Here is a 17,665-nt window from a genome sequence, read left to right on the forward strand (position 1 = left end):
CAGGATCGCCACAGGACACCGTTTTTCATGGACTTCAAGCTGACTGACGAGCAGCAGATGATTCAGGCTGCCGCGCGCGATTTCGCGCGTACCGAGATTGCCCCGATTGCCGCCGAGCTCGACGCCAGTGGCGAGTTTCCCCTGGACACGATCACGCGCATGGGAGAGCTGGGGCTGATGGGTATCGAGGTGCCCGAAGCCTACGGTGGGGCCGGCCTGGATACCATTGGATACGTTCTGGCGATGATCGAGATTTCGGCTGCGGATGCCGCGCATGGCACGATCATGTCGGTGAATAACTCGCTGTTTTGTAACGGCATTCTGAAACATGGCAGCGAGCAGCAAAAACAGAAGTACGTGCGGGCCATTGCCTCGGGCGAAGCAATCGGCGCCTATGCCCTGACCGAGCCGCAGTCGGGCTCCGATGCGGCCAACATGAAGTCCCGGGCTGTCCTGAGCGAGGATGGCAGCCACTACCTGATCAACGCGCGCAAGTCATGGATCACATCCGGGCCGGTGGCGCGTTACCTGGTGTTGTTTGCAATGACCGATCCGGAGGCCGGATCGCGCGGCGTGACGGCATTTCTGATCGATACGGAGCAAGAGGGATTCCACCGGGGCAAGACCGAGCCGAAGCTGGGCATTCGTGCATCCGCGACCTGCGAGGTGGAGCTGACTGATTACCGTTGTCCGATCGGGGATCGCCTGGGCGAAGAGGGGGACGGGTTCAAGATTGCCATGGGTGTGCTCGACGCCGGTCGGATCGGTATCGCCGCGCAGGCGGTGGGTATTGCCGAGGCGGCGTTCGAGGCCAGCGTCGAGTATGCGCGCGAACGCAAGGCGTTCGGCCAGGAAATCGGCACCTTCCAGATGATTCAGGCCAAGATTGCCGACATGAAGACCCGGCTGGACGCCGCGCGTCTGCTGACGCTCAGAGCGGCCTGGGTGAAGATGCAGGCGCAGCAGACGGGGGCCCGGTTTACCAGCGAAGGCTCGATGGCCAAGCTGTTCGCTTCGGAATCGGCGATGTGGATTGCCCACCAGGCGGTCCAGATTCACGGTGGCATGGGCTACAGCAAAGAGATGCCGGTCGAGCGTTACTTCCGGGACGCCAAGATCACGGAAATTTACGAGGGCACGAGCGAAATCCAGCGCCTGGTCATTGCCCGATCGGAAACGGGTTTGCGCTGACCACAGCTGAGGGAGGCACAGCGGATGTCGCACAACGGGCAAGAAAAGTCAGCGCTGCTCGATCAGGTAGGGGAACGGTTCGGCAAGCTGGTCGGAATCGACCGGAGCGGAAAGTTTGCGCGCCGCTTCTTTCAGCGCGTACCGCTGGCTGAACTGGCCGAGATGCCGATTGACGATCTCGCCCGTCTGGCCGCCGAGTTTCTGGAGTTTGCGCGCCAGCGGACCACTGGCGAGATCAATCTGCGCATCTACAATCCGCAGTCGGACACGCACGGCTGGGAGTCGGGCCATACCATCATCGAAATCGTCAACGACGATATGCCGTTTCTGGTCGACTCGGTGGTGCTGGCGATTTCAGAGCTTGGTATTGCGGCCCATCTGATCATTCACCCGGTCATGCGGATTGAGCGAGATCCCGGGGGACATCTGCTCAGGCTGGTCGACGAGGGAGAGGACAGCGCCGGCCAGGTCGAATCAATGATGCATCTCCAGGTCGATCGTCAGACCTACCCTGAGATGCTGGCCCGGATAGAGCGTCGTATCCGGGGAGCGCTGGCCGATGTTCGCTGCGCGGTCGGCGACTGGAAGCCGATGCTGTCGCAGGTCTGCCGGATAGCCGACGAGCTGCCGCAAACCCATCCGTCGATGCCGTCAACGGCGCTCGAAGAAGCGCAGGACTTCTTTCGCTGGCTGGCCGACGATCATTTCACCTTCCTGGGCTACCGCGAGTACGTCATCGATGATTCTGATGAGGGTCGGGTGCTGCGTGCAGTCGATGACAGTGGGCTCGGAATCATGCACCCGGAACACCGGGAAGCGCCGGTTCGCCGACTTGAGGATCTGGGAGGCGGGGCTGAAAGCAGTGTACCGGAAGACCCGATCATCATCACGAAGACCAACGCAACGTCCACCGTGCATCGCGGCGGTTACATGGATTACATCTCGGTGCTTTATTTCGATCAGCACGGCCAGGTCAGCGGCGAGAAGCGCCTGATCGGCCTGTTTACTTCAGGCGCCTATATTCGTCGCTGTCAGGATACCCCGTTGGTGCGCCGCAAGGTCGAAGACGTGCTGCGCACTTCGGGTCTGCGCCCCGGAAGCCATGCCGGCAAGGCCCTGCTGCATATTCTCGAAACGCTGCCGCGCGATGAGCTGTTTCAGGCCTCTAGCGATGAGTTGCTCGAACTGGGAACGGGTATTCTCGATCTGCAGGAGCGCAGCCAGACACGCCTGTTCATTCGGCGCGAACGCTTCGGACGGTTCTTTTCCTGTCTGGTGTTCATTCCGCGCGACCGTTTCAATACCGAAAATCGAGAGAAGATCCAGAACATCCTCAAACGCGCCTTGAAGGGAGATCGTCTGGACTTCGCCATCCAGGTTGGGGAATCGAAGCTTGCGCGTGTTCACCTGGTAGTGCGTCCGCGCAAGGAAGAGCGGGTTGAATACGATATCGCGGCAATCGAAAAACGCATCAAGCAGGCGATTCGATCGTGGACCGATGAATTGACCGATTATCTGGTTCGCGAGCACGGGGAGGAACACGGGCTCGAGCTGGCACGTCGTTTCGGGCGCGCTTTTCCGGTTTCCTATATGGACGATGTCTCGCCGAACGTGGCCAGCTACGATGTGGTCAACGTCTCCAGGCTGCGCGACCTGGACGATCTGCGCATGAGCCTGTACAAGCCGCGCCGCCGCGACACCAATATTTTACGTTTCAAGCTGTTCAAGCACGGTGATCCGTTGCCGTTGAGCGACGTATTGCCAATGCTCGAGAATCTCGGCATGCGCATGGTGTCGGAGCGGCCCTACGAACTCAACCTGACCAACGGTCATCGCGTCTGGATCCAGGATTTCGACATGGAGCCGCCGACCAGGACGGAGGTCAACCTGGATCGGCTTCGGGACAACTTCCAGGAAACGTTCGAACAGATCTGGCGAGGGCGCTGCGAAAGCGATGGATTCAACCGCCTGGTCGTGCTGGCCGGGCTGAACTGGATCCAGGTCAACGTGTTGCGGGCCTGCTGCAAGTACCTGTTGCAGACCGGCCTGCCGTTCTCCCAGGCCTACATGGAGCAGACGCTGGCTGGCTGGCCGCTGGTTGCCCGCCTGCTGGTCGAGTATTTCGAAACCCGCTTCGATCCGGCCCGGCGAAGGGAAAGCCGCAAGCAGCGCGTCAGCGCCCGCAAGCAGCTGGAAATCCAGTGTCGCGACCTGAGGTCGGCGTTCGATGATGATGTGCTGGAGGAGTATCTTGAAGACGTCTGCCGCGCGCGCGAGTCAGAGGTCGAGAGCGATGGCCAGGTGTTGCGTCGCGCCATACTGCGCGCGCTCAATTCGGTCGGCTCAGCCGACCAGGACCGCATTCTGCGCAGTTTCTGCGACCTGATCCGGGCCATGCTGCGCACCAACGCGTACCAGCAGGATGTGCGGGGTGAACGCCACGAGTACCTGAGTTTCAAACTGGACTCGACGCGGGTACCGGAGTTGCCGCAGCCGCGCCCGTACCGCGAAATCTGGGTCTATTCGCCGAGAGTCGAGGGCATTCACCTGCGTGGCGGCAAGGTGGCTCGCGGCGGTCTGCGCTGGTCGGACCGCCGCGAGGACTTCCGCACCGAAGTGCTCGGCCTGTTGCGCGCCCAGAACGTCAAGAACACCATGATCGTCCCGGTCGGCGCCAAGGGTGGGTTTGTCGCCAAGCAGTTGCCCGAAGGTGACAACCGTGACGCGGTGATGGCCGAAGTTGTGTATTGCTATCGCAGTTTCATCCACGGACTGCTGGACATTACCGACAACCTGGACGGCGACGAGGTCGTGCCGCCGGGCAACGTGGTTCGCAGCGCCGATGACGATGATCCTTACCTGGTGGTTGCGGCCGACAAGGGCACGGCCACTTTTTCCGATATTGCCAATGCCATTTCGGCCGAGCACGGCTTCTGGCTTGGTGATGCGTTCGCCTCGGGCGGTTCGCACGGATATGATCACAAGAAAATGGGCATCACTGCCCGCGGCGCCTGGGAGTCGGTCAGGCGTCACTTCCGTGAGCTCGGGCTGGATACACAAAACGAGGATTTCACTGTCGTCGGTATTGGCGACATGGCCGGAGACGTCTTCGGTAACGGCATGTTGTTGTCCCGCCACATTCGCCTCAGGGCGGCATTCAATCACATGCACATCTTTCTCGATCCCGACCCCGATCCCGAGGCCGGTTTTCGTGAAAGACAACGCCTGTTCAGAATGGAACGCTCGACCTGGGCCGACTATGACCGCAGCCTGATCTCCAGCGGCGGGGGCGTGTATTCCCGTCAGGCCAAGTCGATCGAGTTGTCCGGTGAGCTGCGTGAGTGGCTGGGGATGGAGGCTGAATCCCTGGCTCCGCACGAGTTGATTCGAGTGCTGCTGCGGGCGCCTGTCGACCTGCTGTGGAATGGTGGCATCGGCACCTACGTCAAGTCAGAAGGCGAATCCCATGCCGATGTGGGTGACCTGGCCAACAACCTGGTCCGGGTCAATGGCAGCGAACTCGGTGCCCGGGTTGTCGGAGAAGGCGGTAACCTCGGTCTGACCCAGCCCGGCCGTATCGAGTTTGCCATGAGCGGCGGTCGGATCAATACCGATTTCATTGATAACTCGGCTGGAGTTGACTGCTCCGACCACGAAGTCAATATCAAGATACTGCTCAACGATGTCGTCGAGTGCGGCGAAATGAGCATGGACGACCGCAATACCCTGCTCGAGCAGATGACCGACGAGGTCAGTGAGCTGGTGCTGCGCTCGAACTACCTGCAGAATCAGGCGTTGAGCATGATGGAGGCGATTACCAGCGACCGCCTTGGCGCTGAAGCGCATTTCATCACCATGCTCGAGCGGCAAGGGGTCTTCGACCGCGATCTCGAACACCTGCCCGACGACGAGGAGTTGCGCGAGCGCGTAGCGCGTGGGCAGGGACTGACCCGCCCCGAGCTCTCGCTACTGCTGTCCTATGCCAAGATTACCCTCTACCAGGACTTGCTGGCCTCCAGCGTGCCCGAAGACCCTTACCTGTCGCGGGAGCTGGAGGACTACTTTCCGCGGCCGCTACGCGAGCGTTTTGCCGGGCGCATGCCGGAGCATCGGCTGCGCCGGGAGATCATTGCCACGCGCGTGACCAACAGCATCGTCAACCGTATGGGTGCTCCCTTTGTCACCCGAATCAGGGAAGACACCGGTGCCAACTCCGCGACCGTGGCCAAGGCCTATACGGTCGCGCGCGAGATCTTCGAGGCGCGCGCATTCTGGCAACACATCGAGGCCCTCGACAATCAGGTGCCGGCGGAACGCCAGCTCGAAGCCTTGCTTGAAATGTGGAATCTGCTGCGCCAGGTCACTCGCCGGTTGATCACTCTGCCTGGCGGCTACGCAATCGACATTTCAAGCAAGGTCGAGCGCTTCGCGCCAGGCATTCGCCGTTATCGTGACATTCTGCCCGAGTTGCTCGACGGCGAGTTGGGTGAAGCACTGAAGGCGCGCCGCGATGCCTTGATCGGGTCCGGGTTTCCGCCGGATCTGGCGACGGAAGTCGCCGCCTTGCGCTACGTCTACTCGGCGCTGGATATTGTCGACGAGGCACGCATGCAGGAGCTGGAAGTCGAGCGCGTTGCATTGGTCTATTTTCGGCTGTTCGACCACCTGTGCCTGAAATGGCTTCGCGCCCGAATCGAGGAGTTGCCGGTCGAGCGTCAGTGGCATGCCCATGCACGTGGCCACCTGCGCGACGATCTCTATCGCCACCACCGACAGCTGACCCGGCGCATTCTGCAGGAGTGTGGTGATGCCGATCAGCCGGTGGCCGCCTGGTTCGAGCAGCACGGCGCGGAGGCCGAGCGGGTCAGCATCATGCTCGAGGAGATGCGCAACACGTCATCACAGGACTTTGCGGCACTGCAGGTAGCCGTCAACGGTCTGGGCCAGCTGATTCACGCGACTTCGGGATAACCGGCGGTCGTCTCCTGGGTGGCGCCAGAATGGTCGGGTGCGCTTCGGGCGTAGTATGATGCGACTGCATGGGCACCTCTCCGCGAATGGCTTTTCTGGCCAGCGATCATCCGGGCTCACGCAAGGCCGCGGCCGTGCTGCGCAAGCGCTATGGCGATTTCGGGCTGGACGAAGCCGAAGTGCTGGTGGCGCTGGGCGGCGACGGCTTCATGCTGCATACCCTGCATGAACACGTCGATCGTGACCTGCCGGTTTTCGGCATGCGGCTCGGAGAGGTCGGCTTTCTGATGAATCGTTTCGCCGAGGATGATCTGCCCGGCCGCATCGCGGGGGCGCGCGAGGTCGTACTCAATCCCCTGCGCATGGTCGCGCGCCGCGCGAACGGAACGGTCCGCCAGGCGGTGGCAATCAATGAGGTGGCATTGCTGCGGCAGACCAATCAGGCGGCCCACGTGCGAATTCTGGTCAACGATCGCGAGCGCGTGGAACGGCTGGTTGCCGATGGCGTTCTGCTGGCCACGGCGGCCGGCTCCACCGCCTACAATCTGTCCGCGCATGGCCCGATTTTGCCGCTGGGCACCGATGCGGTGGTGCTTACGCCGATCAGCCCCTTCCGGCCGCGGCGCTGGCAAGGGGCCATTCTGCCGGCCTCGGTCGAGGTGCGATTCGAGATTCTGAACGCTGAGCGTCGTCCGGTGAGTGCGACAGCCGACTACGATGAAGTGCGCGACGTGCTTTCGGTGGAAGTTGCCCGCAGTGACTCGATTACCCATCGCCTGCTTTTCGATCCGGAGCACTCGCTCGAGGAGCGGATTTTGTCTGAGCAGTTTTTTCAGTAAAGAAACGGTTTCCGGTTTGCGGTGCACGGTTTACGGGGGCAAACGGGGGCATTGCGGGGCGGCTTTGCTGCGACGCTCCCTCGTCTCCTCCAAGGCATGCCATTCTTTCGTTCGGCATATACAAATCGCGGCGGAGCCGCCCACCACTGCGTAGCAAATGCCGGCCGTAACCCGTAAGCCGTTCTCCCCGCCCGTTATAATCCCCCCAATGTCCGAAGAAGCCAAAAAAGCAACCGAGGCTGGTCAACCTGGCCCCCTGACCATCGGTATTTCATCGCGCGCCCTGTTTGACCTGGACGAAGAGCACCAGGTGTTCGAGGCCGAGGGCCTTGAGCGCTACATGGCGGTGCAGCGAGAGCGCGAGGACCGGATCATCGGCAAGGGCGTTGCCTTCGGTCTGGTCCGCAAACTGCTCGCTCTCAACGATGATGGTATGGAACACCCCGGTGTCGAGGTGGTGCTGCTGTCGCGCAATAGCGCTGATACGGGCCTGCGTATCTTCAATACGATCGAGCATTACGGTCTGGATATACAGCGAGCGGTGTTTACAAATGGCGCCAGTCCGGCCGACTACATCGAGGCTTCGGGTGCCCACCTGTTTCTTTCGGCCAATGACGATGATGTGCGCAGGGTGCTGATGGCAGGATATGCCGCCGCTACCATTCTGCCCTCGGCCATTCGGGAGAATCGTTCGAGTCAGCTGAGGCTGGCGTTTGATGGTGACGCAGTGATCTTTTCCGACGAAGCCGAGCGCGTCTACAAGGAACAGGGCCTGGAAGCCTTTTCGAGCAGCGAACGTGATCGTGCGGGCTATCCGCTGGCCGCAGGTCCATTCAAGCCCGTACTGGAGGGTATACAGCGAATTCAGGCGGCCTATCCGGCTGAGGAGAACCCGATCCGCACCGCGCTGATCACGGCTCGCTCCGCGCCCGCCCACAAGCGAGTGATACTCACGCTCAGGGCCTGGGGCATTCGGGTCGATGAGGCGATGTTTCTGGGGGGCCGGGAAAAGGCGCCATTCTTGCGCTCCTTCGGCGCCGATATCTTCTTCGACGACCAGACAGTACACTGCTCGCTGGCCGCGCGCGAAGTCGCTACCGGTCACGTGCCGCACGGGGTTGCGAATGAAGCGGCGCCGAACGGACCGGATGAGGATTGAAAGTCCGGTGCCCGGAAAACCTGATCAAAGCCCGCGCGTAACCGGTAACCCGTAACCCGTAACCCCAACAGGAGAAGCAACCGAATGCGAACCCCCATGCATTGGATACTGCTCGCCACACTGCCCCTGTTTACCCTGGCCATGCCCATCGCAGCCCAGGAAAACGCCGACGGCGAAGGCACCGAGGACAGTCCTTACGCTGACTGGTCGGTGACCGAGCCGCCTGGCAGCTGGCAAACGATCACGATCGACACCGACGAAGTCACCTGGTCGGACGTCGACGTCCATCCCGACGGCCAGACCCTGGTCTTCCACATGCTAGGCGACATCTACACGGTACCGATTTCCGGCGGTGAGGCCACCGCGCTCACCGGCGATCTGGCCTGGAACTTCCAGCCGCGCTACAGCCCCGACGGCGAGAAGATCGCCTTCGTCTCCGACCGCGCCGGGGCGGAGAATATCTGGATCATGGACGCCGACGGTACGAACCTCGAGCAGGTCACCGAGGAGCGCGAGCATCTGCTGCACAATCCAGCCTGGTCGCCGGATGGCGACTATATCGCCGCGCGCAAGGGCTACGTATCGCGGCGCTCGATTCCGGCCGGCTCGATCTGGATCTATCACCGTGGTGGCGGCGGCGGCGTGAGCCTGGTTGATCGCCTGCACGGTGAGCAGTCGCAAAAGAACATTGCCGAACCCGAATTCTCGCCTGACGGGCGTTTTGTCTACTTCAGTCAGGACATGACTCCGGGCACGGTCTGGGAGTACAACAAGGACGCCAATGAAGGCATCTTCGCCATTCGCCGGCTGGATCGTGAAAGCGGCGAAACCGAGACGCTTGTCTCCGGACCCGGCGGCGCCATTCGTCCGGTGCTCTCGCCGGACGGCAGGCAGCTCGCATTCGTGCGCCGCAATCCGACCGAGCTGAGCTCGCGGCTGATGGTCAAGGATCTTGAGTCAGGGATCGAGCGCACTCTGTTTACCGAGCTCGAGCGCGACAAGCAGGAAACCTCCGGCGACATGGGCAACTTCCCCGGGTATTCATTCACGCCGGACGGCGAATCGATCGTGGTCTGGACCGGCGGCAAGTTCCACCGCATCGGGCTCGACGGCTCGCACCAGCCGATCGAAGTGCGGGTGGTCGCCGAGAAGCGGATTCACCCGGCGCTCCGGCGCGCGGTCGAGGTCTCGCCCGAGACCTTTCCGGTACGCATGGCGCGCTGGACCCAGCGCAGCCCGGACGGGCGCTGGGCCATCTACCAGGCGCTGGGTTATCTGTGGTTGCACGACCTCGAGGACGACTCGCGCCGCCGCCTGACCCGACAGGACGCTCACTGGGAGTTCCACCCGCGCTTCTCGCCGGACAGCCGCTCGGTGGTCTATACGTCCTGGCACGATGAGGAACTGGGCTCGGTGCGAATTGCGCCGATCGGCCGTGGCCGCGCGCGCGTGATCAGCGACGAGCCGGGTCACTATATCGAGCCCTCGTTCTCGCCCGACGGCGCGCGCGTGGTGTTCGTGCGAACCACCGGCGGTTACCTGACCTCGCCGGCCTGGTCCGAGCGCACCGGTCTGTATGTGGCCGATTCAGACGGCGACGGCATGCGCCGCGTCCATGATTCCGGCGGCAGTCCGCAGTTTGCCGCTGACGGTGAGCGCATCCTGTTCTCGTCCGGCAGCGATGAGGGCCTGTCGCTCAAAAGCGTCAACCTTGACGGCAATGACGAGCGCGAGCATCTCAATGGCAAGTGGGTCACCGAGTATCGCGTTTCCCCGGATGGCCGCTGGGTCGCCTTTACCGAACACTACAAGGCCTATGTCGCGCCGTTTTTCCCGGCCGGGCGCACAGTCACGCTGGGTGGCGATGTCAAGTCGTTTCCGGTACGTCAGCTCTCGGCGCGGGCCGGTGATCACCTGCATTTCTCTGCCGATAGCCGCACCATCGGCTGGTCGCACGGTTCGAAGCTCTACCGCCGCGACCTGAGTGATGCCTTTGCCTTCCTGGCGGGCGCACCCGAGGCGCTGCCCGAGCCGGTCACCGCGGGCGTGGACCTGAGCTTCACGGTCGAAGCCGACCGCCACGACGGCCGGATCGCCCTGGTTGGTGGCCGCGTCGTGACCATGCGCAATGCGCAAGAGGAGCAGGACATCATCGAAGACGGCGTCGTGCTGGTCGAAGGCCATCGCATCCGGGCTGTCGGCAGCCGCGACGATGTCGACATTCCATCGGGTTTCGAGATAATCGATGTGTCCGGCAAGACCATTGTGCCGGGCCTGTTCGACGCGCACGCCCACGGGCCGATGAGCTCGAGCCAGATTACGCCGCAACAGAACTGGGCGCAGCTGGCCAACCTGGCCTTCGGTGTGACTTCGATTCACGATCCGTCCAACGACAACGCGGCGATCTTCTCGATGGCCGAGCTACAGCGCGCCGGGAGGGTTCTGGCGCCGCGTATCTGGTCGACCGGGCGGATTCTCTACGGCGCTATTTCCCCCGGGGCGACTGCGAAGGTCGATTCCTACGAGGACGCCGAGTTCCACGTTCTCCGGCAGAAAGAGCTGGGTGCGATTTCGGTCAAGAGCTACAACTACCTCAGGCGGGATCAGCGCCAGCAGGTACTCGAGGCCGGCCGCAATCTGGACATCATGGTCGTGCCTGAAGGGGGGATGCGCCTGGAGCAGAACCTCAACCAGATTGTCGACGGCCATACCGGGATCGAGCACAGCCTGTCGATCAAGACCGCCTACGATGACATCCGTCAGCTCTGGAGTCAGACCGAGGTCGTCTACTCACCGACCTTCGTTGTGGCCTATGGTGGTCTGATGGGCGAGGAGTACTTCTATGACCGCTACGAGGTCTGGAAGAATGAGCGACTGCTCGGCTTCGTGCCGAAGTTCATTGTCTACCCGCGCTCGATACGGCGCCAGACCGCGCCCGACGAGCACTACAACCACATTTTCGTCTCCGAACAGGCCAGGGCCTTCAACGAGCTGGGTGTTCCGGTTGTGATCGGTGCGCACGGTCAGCTCGCTGGACTGGCGGCGCACTGGGAGATGTGGTCCATGGTACAGGGTGGATTCACCCCTTGGGAGGCGCTGCGCGGCGCCACCATCGACGGCGCACGTTATTTCGGCATGGATGCCGATATCGGTTCGATCGAGGCCGGCAAGCTGGCCGACCTGTTCGTTATCGAAGGTGATGTCCTCGATGATATCGAGCAGAGCCAGAACGTGGTCTACACGATGCTCAACGGCCGACTGTACGATTCATCGACAATGAATCAGATCCTGCCGGAGCGCGTCGAGCGTGATCCGCTGTTCTTTGAGCGGGAAGGCGGGGATGCCTGGGTTGAAGAGACGATGAACCGGGTTCATGCCCTGGGGCACCGCCTGGGCTGGTACTGTCGCTGAAGCCCTGCCCGGCCGGCCCGTGCCGGCCGGGTCAGTCAGTCCGATCAATCTGCTGGCCTCAGCGGCCGCGATCTGAGCTGTGCCGGTTCGCCCGCTCGATGATTTCCTCGCCGGTCATGCCGTCGAGCGTCTGGTAGAACTCCTCCAGACTGCCCCAGCCGTCGGTTGAATACACCTGCAGGTAGCGCAGGGCCGCATCGAGCTGCTGGTACTGTTCGCTGGTCGTGTCCATCGCGATCAGCTCCAGGCTTTCCTTGAACGCTTGCGGACTGCTGCCGTCGATCAGCATGGTCAGGCCGTAGCCTTCGGCTTCCGCTTCGCCGTCCATCGCCGGAATCACCTCGGCCGGATCCTGATCCCGCCTGAACGGTGGGCGGGAGGGTTGCGATTCACGCTCGGTCGAGCGCCTGACTTCGCGCTGGTTTTCGGCAGTCTGCTCTGACGGCTGTTCCGTCGCTGCGGTCTCTTCCGGTTCCTGGTCCTTGCTGCAGGCGGACAGGACCAGGGCAGTACAGATTACGGCGCAGGTTGCGGCAATGCTCTTTTTCACAGTGTGCTCCATGGGTTCGGGGTTTATGGCGACGCTTCCTTAGATGGAAACGGGTTCGTTCAGTTCCGATGCTCGGACCGGGCGCGCGTGCAGGTCATGGCCGCTGGCGTCCGTGATACGGACATCGAGCCAGTCACCGCTGCGCGCGTTTTCGATGCCGTCGACAAACACCTGGCCGTCGACTTCCGGGGCGTCGGCATAGCTGCGGGCAACTGCACGGTTGTGCTCGACCTGGTCGACCAGTACACGTTCGCGACGCCCGATCCGGGCCTGCAGTCTTCGATTGCTGATGGCGGCCTGGTGCTGCATGAACCGCTGCCAGCGTGTTTCAGCCACGTCCGGCGCAACCGGTTCGGGCAGCTCGTTGGCGGCCGCCCCGTCGACCGGAGAGTAGCGAAAGCAGCCGACCCGGTCGAGCTGGGCCTGTTCGAGCCAGTTCAGCAGGTATTCGAAGTCCGCATCGGTTTCTCCGGGGAAGCCGACGATGAACGTCGAGCGAATGATCAGCTCAGGGCAGGTCTTACGCCAGCGATGGATGCGCGCCAGTGTGTCGTCACTGGCGGCCGGGCGACGCATGCGCTTCAGAATCCTCGGGCTGGCATGCTGAAACGGGACATCGAGGTACGGCAGAATATGGCCATCTGCCATCAGTTCGACCAACCGGTCAACGTGTGGATACGGATAGACATAGTGCAGGCGGATCCAGGCGTCGAGCTGACCCAGCTCGCGGGCCAGATCGTAAAGTCGGGTTTCGACAGCCCGATCTTGCCAGTAGTCGGTCTGGTAGCGCAGGTCGACGCCGTAAGCGCTGGTGTCCTGTGAAATGACCATGAGCTCGCGAACACCGCGTGCGACGAGTTGCTCGGCCTCACGCAGGACCAGCCCGAGCGGCCGGCTTGCAAGACGACCACGCATGGATGGAATGATGCAAAACGTGCAGCGATTGTTGCAGCCTTCGGATATCTTCAGATAGGCGTAGTGAGGTGGCGTCAGTTTGAGTCCGCCCGGTGGCACCAGGTCGAGGCGCGGATCGTGCGGGCGCGGCATATGGCGATGGATGGACTGCATCACCGCCTCAGCTTGCTGTGGCCCTGTCACGTTCAGCACTCTGGGGTGGATACGGGTAATGTCCTCGGGTCGTGCGCCCATGCAGCCGGTCACCAGGACCCTGCCGTTGGCCTGAAGTGCCTCGCCGATGGCCTGTAACGATTCGGTCTTTGCCTCGTCGATAAACCCGCAGGTGTTGACCACCACCACGTCGGCCTCTTCGTAGTTCGGCGCAATCCGATAGCCTTCGGCGCGCAGCCGTGAAACGATGGCTTCGGAGTCGACCAGGGCCTTGGGGCAGCCCAGGGAGACCAGACCGACTGCCGGACAGTTTGAGGATTGCGGGCCTGTCATGGGGGCGTATTCTACCCCCGCTCAGGGCCGGATGCCGGCACTGGGTGGTGCCGTAACGCATGCCCTGGAGTCGGGTCAGGGAAGCTCTGGCCCGGTCTGGCCGCGGAGGCTTTCAGATGCAGCCGAAATGCACGGGCTGCCGCCGGGTCCGGCGAGTACAGGTGGCGCTGAGTCGTCCGTCGATCCCGGTCGCGGTTAGAGCACGATACCCCGCTGCCGAGACGGGATCGGAGATCTGCGCGGCAATGTGAACTTCAGAACGCACGCCTCACGCGTTCCACCACTGCTCGAAGTTTTTCGATCCCGTCGAGCAGTCGCGGCCCTGGCCGCCCCAGCCACGCCTCGCTGACAGGAAAAACGCGCTCGTTTGCGATCGCGGGAATATCCGACCAGCTCTCGCGACGGCTGACGACGTGTGGATGGTACTTGGTCTCGTCGACGCCGCACCAGCTCATCACGACCGCTTCGGGCGCGGCCGTGCGCACCATCTCGGAGTCGACTTCCAGACTCTCAGCGTCGCGGTCCCGCCAGGGATTGATGCCGCCGGCCAAAGTGAGCATGTCGTTGACCCAGGAATGCCGGCCGGGGACGATTACGGGCTTGGGCCACCACTCGACCAGGACCGGCACCGGATCATGGTCCGGCGGGCCGGCCGCAAGGGCGGCTTCGAATTGAGCCGCCAGGTTGTCCGCGCGCTCGTCGGCGTCGATGGCGTGGCCGATGCGCCGGATATCGGCGGCGACGTCGCTCAGCGTATGCGGGCGGGTCACCAGTAGCGGGAGTCCGGCCTCTTTCATGCGTTCGAGGCAGCGCTCGTGGCCGGGGACGGTCAGGGAGGTGACGACCAGGTCGGGCTCGAGCGCGCGGATGCGGTCGACATGCACGCCCAGGTCCGGACCGATGCGCGGCAGCGTCTCGGTCACCTCCGGCGGATGGTCGGAATGATCGTCTGCGCCCACCAGCCAATCAGCCCGGCCCAGGGCGCAGATGATCTCGGTGTTCGAACAAGTGTGGCTGACGATTCGCATGCAGAAGGATTCAGTGTTCAGGTTTCACGAAAACACCCTTGCGGCTCCCGGATCGGTGATTTCGGTTTGAGGCCCGGATCGCAGCTGTCAACCCGATGGATGTCGCCCGCATACTATCGTCTGAAACCTGAAACCTGAAACCTGAAACCTGAAACCTGAAACCCGAAACCTGAAACCCGAAACCTGAAATCCCTATTCCTCCCACGTGTCTGCAGCGCGATGGCCGCGGGACTCACTGATGGGCCAGGCACAGGCGATGGCGGCAGCGAAGAGCAGCAGGCAGAAAACGATGGCCGTGGCCAGTCCGAGCCAGGCCTGGAGCAGGCCCAGCCCGAGAATGCCGAAAATGGCGGCTGACTTGCCGGCGGTGCCCCAGAAGCCGAAGAACTCGGCGGCCTTGCCGCGTGGTGTGAGCGCGCCAACCAGGGCACGGCCAGCCGACTGCGAGGAGCCCAGGCTCAGACCCGCAAGCACGCCAGCGCCGAGGAAGACGTGCTGCGCCTCGAGTTCGTTGCCCAGCCACCACTTCACCAGCACGGCCACGTTGGGTGTCTGCCAAATGGCGGTAATGGCGGCCAGCCACAGAAACAGCGTGACCAGGTAGGTACGGCGGGCGCCGAAGCGGTGCTGGGCGAAGCCGAAGATCACGGCACCGGCCGCAGCCGTGATCTGGACCGTAACGAACATCGCCACGCGTACGGATTCGTCCCAGCCGATCACCTGGGCACCGTAGATGAAGGCGAAACTGATCACGATATAGATACCGGCCATCTTGAAGAAGACCGAGGCCAGCAGCCAGCGCAGGTCGGGAAAGTGGCGCACGCGCCTGAAGGTCTGGCCCAGCCGGCGGAAGCCCGCCCGGATCGCGCTGTCGCCGGGTGCGAGCTGCCTGCGGCGGCCGCGGTCGCGTACCCACAGAAAGGTTGGAATGGCGGTGAGCAGGAAGAAACCGGCAGCGAACGGACCAACCCAGCGGACGTTGTGGTAGTTGGCCAGGGTGACCTCGCCGAGAAACACCAGGGCAAATGCGGTTGAGACGAGCCCGCCGATGTAACCCAGCGACCAGCCCAGGCCCGAGATCCAGCCAAGATCCTTGCGCGGCCCCAGCCCGGGCAGAAAACTGGCGATAAAGCCCTCGCCGATGGCGTAGGCGAAGTTGGAGACGATGATCAGAATCATGGCCGTTGTGATCCAGCCGGGCTCGACGAACCACAGTAGTGCGGTGGTGATGACGGTCAGCAGGTAGCTGGCGAACAGAAAGGCCTTGCGTCTGCGGCCATGATCCATGATCGCCCCGCAGACCGGGTTGACCACGACCACCAGGGCGTAGGAGACGGCCAGCGCAATGCTCCACAACAGGTTGCCCAGGCGATAGTCGGGTGCGTCGCCGACGATGACGCGCGTGAACAGGTCGCCGAAGACCACCGTGATGATCAGCAGCGTATAGGCCTGGTTGGCGAAGTCGAACATTGCCCAGCCGAGGATTTCCCTCGCTGAGGCGCGTTTGCGGGTGACCACTCGTGTCGGGCTCCTTCGGGGTTGGGGTTGAGGGTAACTCAGCAGGCACAGCCGCGGGAGTTACAATCCCCGGATGATCAAGTTCAAGTCAATCATTCATGACCGCATTGCCGAACTTGAGGATCTGGCCGAATCCAGTCGTGAGGCGACGGCGACCGTGGAGCTCGATCAGACCCGCCAGGGGCGATTGAGTCGCATGGATGCGCTGCAGGGTCAGGCCATGGCCAAGGATGCGGAGCGGCGTCGGGGTTTGCAGTTGCAGCGGCTCAAGGCAGCCCTGGCCCGCTTCGAGCGGGATGAGTTTGGAGCGTGCCTGGATTGCGGCGAGAAGATTGCCGAGGCGCGCCTGCGCGCCGATCCGGCCGCGACCCTGTGTCTCGATTGCGCCAGCGAACGCGAGCAGGCCTGAATCATTACAGGAAGCGTCGCCGGAACCACAGAAACAGACCGACGCCGATAACGCTCATCAAGCCGAGCGCGGCGAAGTAACCCCACTCCCAGCCCAGTTCGGGCATGTTTTCGAAGTTCATGCCGTAGATGCCGGCGATGAAGGTCAGCGGGATGAAGATGCTGGCCATGACGGTCAGGGTCTGCATGGCCTGGTTGCTGCGCTGGGCGCTGAGCGACATATGCAGCTCGATCAGGCTGCCTGCCAACTCGCGCGTGGTCTCGACCATGTCCTGCAGCTGGGTGGTGCGGTCGTGAACGTCCTGCAGGTAGATGCGCAATTGTGCGCGAAACATCGTTTCTTCGCGCAATAGCCTGGACAGTAGATCGCGCTGGCGCCAGCACAGCCTGCCCAGGGCAATGAGGGCCCGGCGCTGGTCGTGGATTTCGGGCAGGATTTCGCTGCCGCGACCCTCGAGCACCTGATCTTCGGACTGGTCGATGCGCGCGGCGATGGTCTCCAGCACCGGAAACAGGCTGTCGATGGCGACGTCGAGCAGCGCGTAGGTCAGGTAGTCGAGCGGATCGGTTCGCAGACGGCTTTCGGGGTTTTCGATGCGTTCGTAGATGGGCAGGAACAGCCCGCTTTGGCGCTCGCGAAAGCTCAGCAGCCAGTTCTTGCCCAGGGCCAGGCCGAGTGTGTCAAGGCCGGGCTGGCCGCTGTCCGGGTCGAGCAGGGGCACCTGGGTAACGACCAGGTGCACGCCGTTGGCGCTGTCGGTCTTGGTCTGCGGTTCGCGGTTGACCAGGTCGGCGAGCATCATCGGGTGGAGCTCGAACTCCCGGCCGATGTCCTTGAGCATCCGGTCGCTGCCAAAGCCGGTGACGTCGAGCCATATGCGGTCGCTCCGCGCTCGTGCCTGCTGCAGGGCGGCCAGGTCGGGGTTGGTCAGGGTTTCGACTTCCGTGCCGCGGAAACAGACGGCGGTCAGGCGGGTCGGGGTGGCGTCGGGGTCGATGAACAGGGTGCCGGGTACGGTTCCCGGTGGGCGGCGTGCGCCCGAATGGCCCACGCCGAGTAGGTGCTGGACGGGCAGTTCGACGAGCTGGCGCACGAAGCGTTTGCTCAGATCCTGAAGCTGGGCGAGCTGGTCGGTGATGCTCATCCGGCGATTTCCCTTGAGTTCATGGTCACCGTGGTCGAGAATGC

At 62.8% G+C, this 17,665-nt stretch carries 11 protein-coding genes; 6 read left to right on the forward strand and 5 right to left on the reverse strand.

The features are described 5' to 3' along the window. The first annotated feature begins 27 nt into the window (after positions 1 to 27). From HND55_07025 to HND55_07045, 5 genes are all read left to right on the forward strand, one after another. Entirely contained in the window at positions 28 to 1,191 is a 1,164-nt protein-coding gene (locus HND55_07025) for an acyl-CoA dehydrogenase (protein ID QKK02420.1), read from the forward strand. Positions 1,192 to 1,215: 24 nt separating this feature from the next. Further along, complete coding sequence (locus HND55_07030) at positions 1,216 to 6,162, forward strand: NAD-glutamate dehydrogenase (GenBank protein ID QKK02421.1); 4,947 nt, start codon at positions 1,216 to 1,218, stop codon at positions 6,160 to 6,162. A gap of 68 nt (positions 6,163 to 6,230) precedes the next feature. Then, the gene (locus HND55_07035; protein ID QKK02422.1) at positions 6,231 to 7,001 is read left to right on the forward strand and encodes an NAD kinase; all 771 of its coding nucleotides are present in this window, start codon (positions 6,231 to 6,233) and stop codon (positions 6,999 to 7,001) included. A gap of 208 nt (positions 7,002 to 7,209) precedes the next feature. Further along, the gene (locus HND55_07040; protein ID QKK02423.1) at positions 7,210 to 8,160 is read left to right on the forward strand and encodes a 5'-nucleotidase; all 951 of its coding nucleotides are present in this window, start codon (positions 7,210 to 7,212) and stop codon (positions 8,158 to 8,160) included. A gap of 84 nt (positions 8,161 to 8,244) precedes the next feature. Continuing rightward, entirely contained in the window at positions 8,245 to 11,571 is a 3,327-nt protein-coding gene (locus HND55_07045; GenBank protein ID QKK02424.1) for an amidohydrolase family protein, read from the forward strand. Between the two features lie 58 nt (positions 11,572 to 11,629). Here HND55_07045 and HND55_07050 read toward each other — a convergent pair whose 3' ends face one another. The 4 genes from HND55_07050 to HND55_07065 form a co-directional block, all read right to left on the reverse strand. Further along, a complete protein-coding gene (locus tag HND55_07050) occupies positions 11,630 to 12,121 on the reverse strand; it encodes a hypothetical protein (GenBank protein ID QKK02425.1) in 492 nt (163 codons plus the stop codon). Positions 12,122 to 12,160: 39 nt separating this feature from the next. After that, a complete protein-coding gene (rimO, locus tag HND55_07055; protein ID QKK02426.1) occupies positions 12,161 to 13,522 on the reverse strand; it encodes a 30S ribosomal protein S12 methylthiotransferase RimO in 1,362 nt (453 codons plus the stop codon). 254 nt (positions 13,523 to 13,776) lie between these two features. Continuing rightward, entirely contained in the window at positions 13,777 to 14,550 is a 774-nt protein-coding gene (locus tag HND55_07060) for an ABC transporter substrate-binding protein (protein QKK02427.1), read from the reverse strand. Between the two features lie 192 nt (positions 14,551 to 14,742). Beyond that, positions 14,743 to 16,020 carry an MFS transporter gene (locus HND55_07065; GenBank protein QKK04028.1) on the reverse strand — a complete coding sequence of 426 codons (1,278 nt, stop codon included), beginning with the start codon at positions 16,018 to 16,020 and terminating at the stop codon, positions 14,743 to 14,745. A 121-nt stretch (positions 16,021 to 16,141) separates the two neighbouring features. Here HND55_07065 and HND55_07070 point away from each other — a divergent pair, with 121 nt between their 5' ends. Beyond that, positions 16,142 to 16,477: a TraR/DksA family transcriptional regulator gene (locus tag HND55_07070; protein QKK02428.1), complete on the forward strand. Its 336-nt coding sequence runs from the start codon at positions 16,142 to 16,144 to the stop codon at positions 16,475 to 16,477. A 4-nt stretch (positions 16,478 to 16,481) separates the two neighbouring features. Here HND55_07070 and corA read toward each other — a convergent pair whose 3' ends face one another. After that, positions 16,482 to 17,621: a magnesium/cobalt transporter CorA gene (corA, locus tag HND55_07075; protein QKK02429.1), complete on the reverse strand. Its 1,140-nt coding sequence runs from the start codon at positions 17,619 to 17,621 to the stop codon at positions 16,482 to 16,484. Between the last annotated feature and the right edge of the window lie 44 nt (positions 17,622 to 17,665).

The sequence above is a fragment of the Pseudomonadota bacterium genome (assembly GCA_013285445.1).
In the GTDB taxonomy this organism is placed as follows: domain Bacteria; phylum Pseudomonadota; class Gammaproteobacteria; order Xanthomonadales; family Wenzhouxiangellaceae; genus Wenzhouxiangella.

What these genes read in the sequence shown, in the direction of transcription:
- HND55_07025 (QKK02420.1), top strand. Translation starts at nt 28, where the DNA reads ATGGACTTCAAGCTGACTGACGAGCAGCAGATGATTCAGGCTGCCGCG.
- HND55_07030 (QKK02421.1), top strand. Translation starts at nt 1,216, where the DNA reads ATGTCGCACAACGGGCAAGAAAAGTCAGCGCTGCTCGATCAGGTAGGG.
- HND55_07040 (QKK02423.1), top strand. Translation starts at nt 7,210, where the DNA reads ATGTCCGAAGAAGCCAAAAAAGCAACCGAGGCTGGTCAACCTGGCCCC.
- HND55_07060 (QKK02427.1), bottom strand. Translation starts at nt 14,550, where the DNA reads ATGCGAATCGTCAGCCACACTTGTTCGAACACCGAGATCATCTGCGCC.
- HND55_07070 (QKK02428.1), top strand. Translation starts at nt 16,142, where the DNA reads ATGATCAAGTTCAAGTCAATCATTCATGACCGCATTGCCGAACTTGAG.
- rimO (QKK02426.1), bottom strand. Translation starts at nt 13,522, where the DNA reads ATGACAGGCCCGCAATCCTCAAACTGTCCGGCAGTCGGTCTGGTCTCC.
- HND55_07035 (QKK02422.1), top strand. Translation starts at nt 6,231, where the DNA reads ATGGGCACCTCTCCGCGAATGGCTTTTCTGGCCAGCGATCATCCGGGC.
- HND55_07045 (QKK02424.1), top strand. Translation starts at nt 8,245, where the DNA reads ATGCGAACCCCCATGCATTGGATACTGCTCGCCACACTGCCCCTGTTT.
- HND55_07065 (QKK04028.1), bottom strand. Translation starts at nt 16,020, where the DNA reads ATGTTCGACTTCGCCAACCAGGCCTATACGCTGCTGATCATCACGGTG.
- corA (QKK02429.1), bottom strand. Translation starts at nt 17,621, where the DNA reads ATGAGCATCACCGACCAGCTCGCCCAGCTTCAGGATCTGAGCAAACGC.